Origin of the sequence: Lonsdalea britannica, from assembly GCF_946477055.1 — a bacterium.
GTDB classification, from domain to species: Bacteria; Pseudomonadota; Gammaproteobacteria; order Enterobacterales; family Enterobacteriaceae; genus Lonsdalea; species Lonsdalea britannica_A.
The window spans coordinates 1-11,400 of sequence record NZ_CAMKXG010000103.1; the positions used below are offsets into that span (position 1 = coordinate 1).

The 11,400-nt window shown below is 58.0% G+C and carries 11 protein-coding genes and 1 pseudogene; 5 read left to right on the forward strand and 7 right to left on the reverse strand.

Annotated features, from left to right (window positions below; genetic code table 11):
* Positions 1-38: 38 nt before the first annotated feature.
* Positions 39-1,142: pseudogene (gene mnmE / locus Q7O77_RS08860) on the forward strand (tRNA uridine-5-carboxymethylaminomethyl(34) synthesis GTPase MnmE); the annotation flags it as partial.
* Positions 1,143-1,321: 179 nt separating this feature from the next.
* Here the strand turns inward: mnmE and Q7O77_RS08865 are convergent.
* Both Q7O77_RS08865 and Q7O77_RS08870 read right to left on the reverse strand, forming a co-directional pair.
* On the reverse strand, positions 1,322-2,641 hold the full coding sequence (locus Q7O77_RS08865) for a type II toxin-antitoxin system HipA family toxin (protein ID WP_304165911.1): 1,320 nt from the start codon (positions 2,639-2,641) through the stop codon (positions 1,322-1,324).
* On the reverse strand, positions 2,641-2,910 hold the full coding sequence (locus Q7O77_RS08870; RefSeq protein WP_085650659.1) for a helix-turn-helix domain-containing protein: 270 nt from the start codon (positions 2,908-2,910) through the stop codon (positions 2,641-2,643). The genes Q7O77_RS08865 and Q7O77_RS08870 overlap by 1 nt, the downstream gene beginning before the upstream one ends.
* 431 nt (positions 2,911-3,341) lie before the next feature.
* Here Q7O77_RS08870 and kdpF point away from each other — a divergent pair, with 431 nt between their 5' ends.
* Genes kdpF through kdpC form a run of 4 tightly spaced genes read left to right on the forward strand, consistent with a single transcriptional unit; the run spans position 3,342 to position 7,785 of the window.
* Positions 3,342-3,431: a K(+)-transporting ATPase subunit F gene (kdpF, locus tag Q7O77_RS08875; protein ID WP_304165914.1), complete on the forward strand. Its 90-nt coding sequence runs from the start codon at positions 3,342-3,344 to the stop codon at positions 3,429-3,431.
* Positions 3,431-5,104: a potassium-transporting ATPase subunit KdpA gene (gene kdpA, locus Q7O77_RS08880; protein WP_304165917.1), complete on the forward strand. Its 1,674-nt coding sequence runs from the start codon at positions 3,431-3,433 to the stop codon at positions 5,102-5,104. Before kdpF ends, kdpA begins: the two co-directional genes overlap by 1 nt.
* A 30-nt stretch (positions 5,105-5,134) precedes the next feature.
* The gene (gene kdpB / locus Q7O77_RS08885; RefSeq protein WP_304165922.1) at positions 5,135-7,183 is read left to right on the forward strand and encodes a potassium-transporting ATPase subunit KdpB; all 2,049 of its coding nucleotides are present in this window, start codon (positions 5,135-5,137) and stop codon (positions 7,181-7,183) included.
* 11 nt (positions 7,184-7,194) lie between these two features.
* A complete protein-coding gene (gene kdpC / locus Q7O77_RS08890; protein WP_304165925.1) occupies positions 7,195-7,785 on the forward strand; it encodes a potassium-transporting ATPase subunit KdpC in 591 nt (196 codons plus the stop codon).
* Between the two features lie 137 nt (positions 7,786-7,922).
* On the opposite strand, the gene Q7O77_RS08895 is transcribed toward kdpC, so the two are convergent.
* The 5 genes from Q7O77_RS08895 to Q7O77_RS08915 all read right to left on the reverse strand — a co-directional run.
* On the reverse strand, positions 7,923-8,660 hold the full coding sequence (locus Q7O77_RS08895) for an amino acid ABC transporter ATP-binding protein (RefSeq protein ID WP_304165928.1): 738 nt from the start codon (positions 8,658-8,660) through the stop codon (positions 7,923-7,925).
* Positions 8,661-8,670: 10 nt separating this feature from the next.
* Positions 8,671-9,426: an amino acid ABC transporter permease gene (locus Q7O77_RS08900; RefSeq protein ID WP_304165931.1), complete on the reverse strand. Its 756-nt coding sequence runs from the start codon at positions 9,424-9,426 to the stop codon at positions 8,671-8,673.
* A gap of 4 nt (positions 9,427-9,430) precedes the next feature.
* On the reverse strand, positions 9,431-10,126 hold the full coding sequence (locus Q7O77_RS08905; protein ID WP_304165933.1) for an amino acid ABC transporter permease: 696 nt from the start codon (positions 10,124-10,126) through the stop codon (positions 9,431-9,433).
* Between the two features lie 30 nt (positions 10,127-10,156).
* Positions 10,157-10,909 carry an SDR family oxidoreductase gene (locus Q7O77_RS08910; RefSeq protein WP_304165936.1) on the reverse strand — a complete coding sequence of 251 codons (753 nt, stop codon included), beginning with the start codon at positions 10,907-10,909 and terminating at the stop codon, positions 10,157-10,159.
* A 120-nt stretch (positions 10,910-11,029) separates the two neighbouring features.
* The coding region (locus Q7O77_RS08915; RefSeq protein WP_304165938.1) for a LamB/YcsF family protein at positions 11,030-11,400 on the reverse strand (371 nt) is incomplete at its 5' end.

Genomic DNA, 11,400 nt, shown 5'->3' on the forward strand with positions numbered 1-11,400 from the left:
TAGTCTCGTGGGCTCGGAGATGTGTATAAGAGACAGCGGTGATTCTGGACCTGCTATTGAAGCGGATCCTGACGCTGCCGGGCGTACGCATCGCCCGTCCCGGCGAGTTCTCCGAACGCGCCTTCCTGAACGATAAGCTCGATTTGGCGCAGGCTGAAGCCATCGCCGACCTGATCGACGCCAGCTCCGAGCAGGCCGCGCGCTCCGCCGTGAATTCCCTGCAGGGGGTTTTCTCCAGCCGTATTCACCAGCTGGTTGAAGCATTGACCCACCTTCGTATCTACGTCGAAGCGGCGATTGATTTCCCGGATGAAGAAATCGATTTCCTTTCCGATGGCAAAATTGAAGCGCAGCTCAACACGGTGATCGCCGATCTCAACGGCGTGCGAGCCGAGGCACGACAAGGAAGCCTGCTGCGCGAGGGGATGAAAGTAGTGATTGCCGGTCGTCCTAATGCAGGTAAATCCAGCCTGCTGAATGCGCTGGCGGGCCGGGAAGCGGCTATCGTCACCGATATCGCAGGCACCACTCGCGACGTATTGCGTGAACATATTCATATCGACGGCATGCCGCTACATATCATCGATACCGCCGGTCTGCGCGATGCCAACGACGAGGTGGAACGTATCGGCATAGAGCGCGCCTGGCAGGAAATCGAGCAGGCCGATCGAGTGCTGTTTATGGTCGATGGCACCACCACCGATGCCAGCGAACCTGCCGCTATCTGGCCGGAGTTTATGGCGCGCCTGCCAAAAACGTTGCCGATCACCGTGGTGCGCAACAAAGCGGATATCACCGGTGAAACGCTAGGTATCGAAGATGTAAGTACCCACTCGCTGATCAAACTGTCGGCGCGCACTGGGGAAGGCATTGACCTGCTGCGCAATCATTTGAAAGAGAGCATGGGCTTTACCAGCAATACCGAAAGCGGCTTTCTGGCCCGCCGCCGCCATCTGCAGGCGCTGGAATGCGCGGCCGAACATCTGGAACAAGGCCGAGAACAGCTGGTCAGCGCTTACGCAGGCGAGCTTTTGGCAGAAGAACTGCGGCTATCGCAACAGGCGCTCAGCGAGATCACGGGGGAATTTACCTCCGACGACTTATTGGGCCGCATATTCTCCAGCTTCTGCATCGGCAAGTAACGCTGAGTCTGTAAGCGTCCACTCACTTCCACACATCCCGCATAGCAGCCTGTTATGCGGGATTTTTTATTAGCATAACCTCCATTCAGGACCGTCATGATGACGCCCGTGATTCTGTTTGCAGCTCGATGTTGGGAAAGCGTTATTCCCTAGCACCATTCGCGGAACAGAGGGCAGCCTTAACCCCATCCTGACGTTAATCGACTCGCCTTCGCCCGCATTCCGTCCAAAATAGCATCACGAATGGGCGCTGGAAAACCCACAGGAAGTTGGTTTCTGACTTTCGCAATCACAGCATCCATCGACTGTGCGAACTCGGTCAGAATGCTTTCCATCGACTCTCTGGCGAACCCAACGGTCTCCGCCGTAGCGAAAAAGTGCCGTGGAAAAATCTGCTCAATCGCACATTTCTTGCCTCTTGACCCGGTCAGTCCCATGGCCAGTTTGGCATCTCTGCGGTCAATTCCCCGACCACCAATCGCCGGATACATAGACAGGATGTCATAGTAAGGCGTAAGCCGATATCCGCCCTGCGCGTCGATAAACAGCGAGAAGTTTTTCGCATGTCCATCCGTTGCGGCCAAGAGCCAAAACAGTACCTGAGCCTTCATAAAGCAATAGCGATCCCTTTCAGGGTCAGCCGCACCTAACAGAACCGACATAATGGCAGCGATACCGGGCCCACCATGATTTTCGTATTTTCTTGCGGAGGAAATATTCAGTACCTGACAAAAATCCTCCTGTGGTAGCCGCATAATCCAACGACCATCCGAGGAATATTTGCGATCGAAACGTTCTACCGCCAGTGCTTTTATCTTGCCTGCGGAGATCATAAAGCAACGCGGCACCGGCAATCCGAACGCGTTGGCAATAAGCATACACAGGTACTCATTTTCAACGCTGTCGGACATATCAATGGAGTATGAGTGACTTTCGATTTTACCAATCGGCAACTTAATGATGTGGGTAGTCGGCGTGGTATTGAGGGGCAGACACCAGCCGCCATCCCGATAGAGCAAGGCCGTTTTTTCCTGCGCCCCAGCGATGGAGATACGAAAATCGTCTTCTGAATCAATCATCCCCAGAGGGATATCAGACTGGTATCCCGCCAGTATGCTTTCAAGTTGCCGCTCTGATAAGTTTTTATATTCTATAGTTTTTATATCCCGAATAGGCGTTCCCTGCGGCACTAACTGCAATGCACCAACGCTGTCTTGTCCCACTTTAGCCAACAGATCAAATGGCTGGGTGGAATCAGCATGATGTCTGGCGACAATGCGTCTTCTGATATCCGAATTATCCGGCAGTAAATTGTCAAAAAAGTTATAAACTTCATCACCTTTATAGGGCTGATGACGTAATGGCATAGAAAGCGAGATGGGGCGGCTACCCGATAAACCCAGCCAGTTTTCATCATAAGAAAAATGATGCGCCCCACTACCTGTTTTGGTAAAAACCCCCACCCGGTAGCCATTCATATAAACATCAAGCGCAGCCATCACCACTCTTCCTTCCAGGATGATGTTGCGATAGAAGCTTCATTATCGGCAGCATCCGCATTCCTGGGGGAAACGGTGAGTTCTAAGTTCAATGCCGACAGGATTTTAAAGAAGGTTTCCAGCTTGGTGGAGTCAGGATGCTGTTCGAAGTTGGATATCGTATCCTGCCGGATGCCCACTTTACTGGCGACTTTCCCTTGTGAAAGCTTCTGCGTAATACGGATATCTTTTAAATGGGCGCTAAGCTGTTTGGTATTAGTGACTTTCATTTTTTCTCTACCGGTTACAGGCGGTAAATTAAATATTACACGCCCTAGCAGGTAAAACAAGATTTACACGCTATCGACGTTAAATCCAAAGTGAACGCCTATAGCGTGTAAAATAGCAATCACGGTAGCAGCAAACACGACGATAGATGTTTTTCTCACGCTCACATGAAAGCGTCATCTTCCTAAATGTGACGAACGTGACAGGTCTTAACCTGAGACCAATACCGTTAAGCCGCTCCGCTGTAAAACGACACGGCATATCACCTGACGGACATCACCAATAACGCATCCCGCGCCCAAACAAGCCCGATATCGACGAGTTTTCGTTCCATTTATACAAAATTTTTATACCGCCCCTCCGCAATTTGACGACATTTTTATTTCCCTTTCTCTACGCTCCTCCGTATTCCCTTCACACCTGGAGAATCACCGTGAGCGCAGGAATCATCGCCGGCATCGTGCTGGTCTTTTTATTACTAGGCTACCTGTTTTACGCCCTGTTTAATGCGGAGGAGCTGTGATGGCCGCCGACGCTGTTTTACTCCTCGCCGTCTATCTGACGGCGCTGCTGATATTGGCCCAGCCGCTGGGACGCCTGCTGACGGGACTCATTCACGATAGAGCGCTGCCGGGAACGGCGTGGCTTGAGCGTGGGGTTTGGCGACTGTGCGGCATCTCGGACGGCGACATGAACTGGCGTCAATATCTGGCGGCGGTGCTGGCGTTCAACCTGCTCGGCATCATCGTGCTGTTCGCCATCCTGATGCTGCAGGGATCGCTGCCGCTCAATCCGCAGGGGTTGCCGGGGCTGTCCTGGCATCTGGCGCTGAATACCGCCATCAGTTTCGTCAGCAACACTAACTGGCAGTCTTACGCCGGTGAAAGCACCATCAGCAACTTCAGCACGATGATGGGGCTGACCGTGCAGAACTTCCTGTCGGCGGCGACCGGTTTCGCGGTGCTGTTCGCACTAATTCGCGGGTTCGCCCGCCATGCGACCGACAAGCTGGGCAACGCCTGGCGCGACCTGACGCGGACCACCCTGTTCGTGCTGCTGCCGCTGTCTTTACTGGTGGCGCTGTTGATGGTCAGCCAGGGCGTGCCGCAAACCCTCAGCCCTTATCTGACCTTCACTACGCTGGAAGGCGTGCAGCAAACGCTGCCGATGGGGCCCATCGCCTCGCAGGAAGCCATCAAAATGATCGGCATCAACGGCGGAGGGCTGTTTAACGCCAACTCGGCGCATCCATTCGAGAACCCGACAGCGCTGACCAACTTCGTGCAGATGCTGGCGATGTTCCTGATCCCCGCCGCGTTGTGTCTGGCATTTGGCCGGGCAATCCGCGATACCCGACAAGGACACACCGTGCTGTGGGCGATGCTGATTATGTTTGTGGTCGCCGCGGCCGTGGTCATGAGAGCTGAAGTCGACGGCAACCCGCATCTGGCCGCCTATGGTGCGGACAGCGTGCTGAACTGGGAAGGCAAAGAGAGCCGCTTCGGCATCCTGCAATCTGCGTTGTTCGCGGTCATTACGACGGCGGCCTCGTGCGGCGCGGTCAATGCGATGCACGACTCCTTCACCGCGCTGGGCGGAATGGTGCCGCTGTGGCTGATGCAGATCGGCGAAGTGGTCTTCGGCGGCGTGGGCTCCGGCCTGTACGGCATGCTGATGAACGTCATGCTGGCGGTATTCGTCGCCGGACTGATGATCGGTCGCACGCCGGAGTATCTGGGGAAAAAAATCGGCGTACCGGAAATGAAAATGACGGCGCTCGCCATCCTGATCGCCCCGACGCTGGTCCTGCTCGGCACGGCGTTGGCCATGATGACCGATGCCGGTAAAGCCGGGATATTGAACCCCGGACCGCACGGCTTTACCGAAGTGCTGTATGCGCTCACGTCCGCCGCCAACAATAACGGCAGCGCGTTCGCCGGACTGTCCGCGAACACGCCGTTTTATAACCTGTTGCTGGGCGCCGCCATGCTGATAGGTCGATTTGCCCCCATTATCCCGGTCCTGGCGATCGCCGGATCGCTGGCGAGTCGTCCTACGCAACCCGCCAGCGTCGGGACGCTGCCGACCCACGGCGCGCTGTTTGTCGGGCTGATTATCGGCATCGTAATGCTGGTCGGGGCGCTGACGTTCATTCCATCGCTGGCCTTAGGGCCCATTATCGAACATCTGCAGTAATGGCATTATTCATTGCCGGAGACACATTTTATGGGACATAACACGCTTTCCCAGCCGCGCAACACGCTGTGGTGCGCCGCGCTGGTCGAGTCATTCAGGAAGCTGGACCCTCGGATGCAATACCGCAATCCGGTGATGTTCGTCGTCTTCCTGGGCAGTATTCTGGCGACGCTGCTGGCCGTCGGTATAGGCATGGATTGGCTGACGGGGGAACTGACGTTTACCGCGGCGATCAGCCTGTGGCTGTGGTTCACCGTGCTGTTCGCCAACTACGCCGAAGCGCTGGCCGAGGGCCGCAGCAAAGCTCAGGCTGAAAGTCTGAAAGGCATCAAACGCACCAGCTGGGCGAAGAAACTGGCGGAGCCGAAACACGACGCGCAGAACCAGCAGGTCGCCGCCGAAAGCCTGCGAAAAGGCGATTGGGTGCTGGTGGAAGCTGGCGATATCATCCCCTGCGACGGCGAAGTGCTGGCGGGCGGCGCCTCCGTGGATGAAAGCGCCATCACCGGCGAATCTGCGCCGGTGATCCGCGAAGCCGGGGGTGATTTCGCCTCCGTCACGGGCGGAACGCGCATCCTCTCCGACTGGCTGGTGATCCAGTGCAGCGTCAACCCCGGCGAAACCTTTCTGGATCGCATGATCGCGATGGTCGAAGGGGCCAAGCGCCGTAAAACGCCCAACGAGATCGCGCTTTCCATCCTGCTGATCGCGCTGACCATCGTCTTTCTGCTGGCGACTGCGACGCTGTACCCCTTCTCAGCCTGGAGCGGCTCGCCGGTCAGCGTCATCGTGCTGGTGGCCCTGCTGGTCTGCCTGATCCCCACCACCATCGGCGCATTGCTGTCGGCGATTGGGATTGCGGGGATGAGCCGGATGCTGGCCGCCAATGTGATCGCCACCAGCGGACGCGCGGTAGAAGCTGCGGGGGATGTCGATGTCCTGCTGCTGGATAAAACCGGCACCATCACGTTGGGTAACCGTCAGGCCAGCCAGTTTCTGCCCGCCCCCGGCATCACGGAGGACGCGCTGGCGAACGCCGCTCAGCTGGCGTCGCTGGCGGATGAAACCCCGGAAGGCCGCAGCATCGTGGTGCTGGCTAAACAGAAGTTCAACCTGCGCGAACGCGACCTACAGAGCCTGAACGCCACCTTCATCCCTTTCACCGCGCAGACCCGCATGAGCGGCGTGAATATCGGCCCGAAGATGTTACGTAAAGGCGCGGCCGACGCCATTCGCCGTCACGTTGAAAGCAACGGCGGACAGTTCCCGGCAGCGGTGAACGCGCTGGTAGAGTCGGTGGCGCGCTCCGGCGGAACGCCGCTGATCGTCGCGGAGAATAACGCCGTGATGGGGGTCGTAGCGCTGAAAGATATCGTCAAAGGCGGTATCAGAGAGCGCTTTGCCGAGCTGCGCCGGATGGGGATCAAAACCGTGATGGTCACCGGCGATAACCCGCTGACGGCGGCCGCCATCGCCGCCGAAGCCGGGGTGGATGACTTTCTGTCGGAGGCGACGCCGGAAGCCAAACTGGCCCTGATCCGCCAGTATCAGGCTGAAGGCCGCATGGTCGCCATGACCGGCGACGGCACCAACGATGCGCCCGCGCTGGCGCAGGCCGATGTGGCGGTGGCGATGAACTCGGGGACGCAGGCGGCCAAGGAAGCGGGCAATATGGTGGATTTGGACTCCAACCCCACCAAACTGCTGGAGGTCGTGCGCATCGGTAAACAGATGCTGATGACGCGGGGATCGCTGACCACCTTCAGTATCGCCAACGACGTGGCCAAGTATTTCGCCATTATCCCAGCGGCGTTTGCGGCAACCTACCCGCAGCTCGACAAGCTGAACGTGATGCATCTGCACTCACCGAACTCGGCCATCCTGTCCGCCGTGATCTTCAACGCGCTGATTATTGTGCTGTTGATCCCGCTGGCGCTCAAAGGCGTTCGCTACCGCCCCATGTCCGCGGCGTCGCTGTTAAGCCGTAACCTGTGGATTTATGGCGCGGGCGGACTGGCAGCGCCGTTTATCGGCATCAAACTGATCGACATGCTGTTGACCATTCTGGGTCTGGGCTGAGGAGCCAAAGTATGAACCTGATACGTCCTACGATTTCCCTGTTTATCCTGCTGGCCGTCATTACCGGAGCCGCCTATCCGCTGTTGACGACGTCGTTATCTCAGTGGGCCTTTCCCGACACGGCTGGCGGGTCGCTGATCGAACGCGATGGACAGCTTCGCGGCTCAGCGCTGATCGGCCAGTACTTCACGCGGGCGGACTATTTCCACGGCCGTCCGTCGGCGACCGCCGACACGCCGTATAACGCGCTGGCCTCTTCCGGCAGCAATCTGGCGGCGAGCAATCCGGCTCAGGACGAAGCCATCAAACAGCGCGTGGCTGATCTGCGCGCCGCCAATCCGCAGGCGCTCGGTCCCGTTCCCGTCGAGCTGGTCACCGCTTCCGGCAGCGGCCTGGACCCGCATATATCGCCTCCGGCCGCGCAGTGGCAGGTGCCTCGCATCGCGGCGGCCCGACATCTGTCGGAAGACGACGTACGCTGGCTGATCATTGCTCACACACAGCAGCCTCGGCCTTATTTTATGGGCGAACCCACGGTCAACGTATTGGAATTGAATATCGCGTTGGACGATATGCAAAAAGATTCGCAGCAAAAACGGTAGTGAAATGGCACAACGCCCGCGCGGCGACATAAACAGCGCAACGCGGGCAGCACCGGGAAAGCGCGGAATTGAAAGAAGCAACAAGATCGCGCCGTCGCTTTAACCTGCGACGGCGCAATGTGGTGTCACGGCAAACCTTAGTGCTGACGCAGATCGCTCAGAAAACGCTGCGCACGCGGATGCTGCGGCGATCGGAAGAAGTTTTCAGGCGCGGCTTTCTCCAGAATCTGCCCCTGATCCATGAACCAGACGGTGTCCGCCACTTCACGGGCGAAATTCATCTCATGCGTCACGCACATCATCGTCATGCCTTCCTGCGCCAACCCGCGCATCACGTTCAGCACTTCCCCCACCATCTCCGGGTCCAGCGCCGAGGTCGGCTCATCGAACAGCATCACCGGCGGCTTCATCGCCAGCGCGCGGGCTATCGCCACGCGTTGCTGCTGACCGCCGGAAAGCTGCGCCGGATAGGCGTTGGCCTTGTGGGACAATCCTACGCGCTCCAGCAGTTCGCCCGCATGCTTGCGCGCTTCAGAACGTTTGACGCCCAACACCTTCACCGGCGACATCATGATGTTGTCCATCACCGAGACGTGCGGGAACAGATTGAAGTTCTGGAACACAAAGCCAATGCGCGTGCGCAGTTGGTTGAGCCGGGTGCTGGTGCCGTGAATATCGATACCGTCGAACAGGATTTGCCCTTTTTCAATCGGCTCCAGACGGTTGACCGTCCGAATCAGCGTCGACTTGCCGGACCCCGACGGTCCGCAAACCACCACGACCTCGCCGCTTTTGATCTCAGCATTCAAATCGGTCAACGCCTGATAATCGCCATACCATTTGCTGACCCGGTTAAACATAATCATCGGTCTCATCATGCATTCCTTATAGCGACGGTGTTTCGGTCAATAATTCGGTTTTCTCGGCCGGCGTGCCTGCGGGGTTTTCATTACGCCGCTTGCGCGCCACGTGCGCTTCCAGCCGGTTAGCCAGCCAGGTCAGACTGAAGCAAATGACGTAGTAGCTCAGCGCTACAATCGCGAACACCTGAAACGGCTTGGTCAACAGTTGGTTGTTGACCTGATTGGCGGCAAAGGTCAGTTCCGGCACGTTGATCACGTAGCCCAGCGTGCTGTCCTTGATGATGGAAACCAACTGGCTCACCAGACTGGGCAACGTGTTGTAGAGCGCCTGCGGCAGGATCACCATGCGGAAGGTTTTGATGTAACTCATGCCCAACGCGCGCGAGGCTTCGTACTGCCCGGACGGCAGCGCCTGAATGCCGCCGCGAATGATCTCGGCGATGTAGGCGCTTTCGTAAATCACCAGCGTACACAGCATGGTCGCGAATCCGCTAATGTTATGGCCGATCAGCAAAGGGATGCAGAAGTAGGTCCAGAACACCACCATGAGCAGCGGAATGCCGCGCAACGCGTAGACCCAGCAGGCCGCTGGCCAGCGTAACCAGCGGAAAGGGGAAATGCGCGCCATGCCGAGCAGCATGCCGACCGGGAAAGCGAACAGCATCGCCAGCACGGAGATCAGTAACGTACACAGCACGCCGCCGAGGGGGCCATTCGGATACTGCCCCATCAGAAACAGCATCCCGTTGTCGTGCAAAATCGTGAAGATATCGGCCACGGGATTACCTCGCATAGACGCGCTGGAAATGGCGAGCCAGCAGCGCGCCAGCCCCCATCAGCAGCAAAGAGAAGATCAAATAGCCTACGGAGGCCACCAGATAGGACTCGAAGGTGCGGAACGTCTGGTTTTCGATGTCGCGGGTGACGTAAGTCAGCTCCGCGACGCCGATGACCATCGCCAGGCTGGTGTTCTTGAACAGCAGCACGGTGTGGTTGATTAACGACGGCAGTGAATTACGCAGCCCCTGCGGCAAGATAACCAGCCGCATCGCGCGGCCGTAACTCATGCCCAGCGCGCGCGCCGCCTCGTTCTGCCCATCCGGGATCGCCCGCAGCCCGCTGCGGATATCCTCGGAGAAATAAGCGGCCTGGCACAGACCCAGCGCAAACATCGAGAACAGGAACTCCGCGTTGAAGTCGTTGATCCACATCTGCACCGACTCCGGCAGCAGCGTGGGGATCGCGAAGTACCACATCATCAGCTGAATCAGCGTCGGCACGTTACGATGGTAAGACACGTAGGCCGCCACCAGGAAAACCGCCGTGCGTTTATGCGTCAGGCGGATCACGACCAACAGCAGCGCCAGCGTCATGGCCAGCAGCCAGGACCCTAATGCCAGCTTCAGGGTAACTATGGCCCCCTCGACGATCATCGATCCAAATTGACCGGTGAATACAGCGGAAAAATCGAGCGTCATCGTTTAGTCCCCCTCAGCGCTTCTCAGCGATTACTCTACGGACTCGTCCGGCCGCATGGTCGAAAGGCCACCCGGCACCTGTAGCGTAGGCATGATTTCGATATGGCCGATGTTCACGGCGACCGGCGCGGCAATCACAAACGCCACCGTATCGGCAATATCCTTCGGCTGCGGCAGCTCGAAACCGTCGATAAAACGGCGGCGCGCGCCTTCCTGATCGCCCGTCACGTTGCCGAAAATATCGGTCGCGACGCGGCCGGGACACAGTTCCGTTACGCGCACCCGCTTGCCGTAGCAATCCACCCGCAGCTGGCGAGACAGGGCATGGACGCCCGCTTTGGTCGCGTGATAAATGGAGTTGCCGTTGAAGTTATAAATCGCGGCGATAGAGGTGACGTTGATGACGTGTCCGCAGTCCCGCGCCTTCATGCCCGGCACCAGCAGTCGACAGAGGTGCAGCACCGCCCGCAGATTGACATCCACCTGCGTGTCGATCGCCTCTGCATCGGCATCCAGAATCGAGCCAGGGCGGGAAACGCCCGCGTTGTTCACCAGCACGTCGACCTGAATGTCACTGCACAGGCGCGTAAGCGCATCCGTATCGCTGACGTCGATAGCATGGGGGATACAGCCGGTACGAGCGGCCAGCGCCGCCAGTTGTTCCTCGCGGCGAGCCACGGCATGGACCGTCAGCCCTTCCTGACACAAACGTTCGACAATCGCTTCGCCCATCCCGGCGGATGCGCCGGTCACCAGCGCGGTTTTGTAATCTGAAAACGGCATTTCAACTCTCCTGATCAACGGCAGGGCCTCCCTGTGCGGGAGACCGGCCCTTTTTTTCGACTCTATCCAGTAAAGACAAGCAGGTATAAGACATAAACGGTTTGAGGCGATAAGGACGACTTATAACGAGGTTTGCTCCCAGCTCTGCTGGCGAATTTGCTCTGATACCGGCGCAATACGCAGGCCGGTTTCTTCAATCGTCGCGCGCAGCGTTTTGACCATCTCGATCGCCTCCGGCGTATCACCGTGCACCAGAATCGAGGAGACGTCGAGCGTCAGCGTGTCGCCATCAATGCTCTCAATCGTGCCTTCCGTCAGCAGTCGGCGCACCCGCGCTTTGACCTGTTCGGTATCGTGAATGACCGCGCCCGGCTTGGCGCGGCTGACCAACAGCCCGTTACTTTCATAGGCGCGATCGGCCAGAAAAACGCACACTACGCGTAAGCCAAGCCGACGCGCCACGCGATCCACGGCGTTTCCCGCCATCGTGC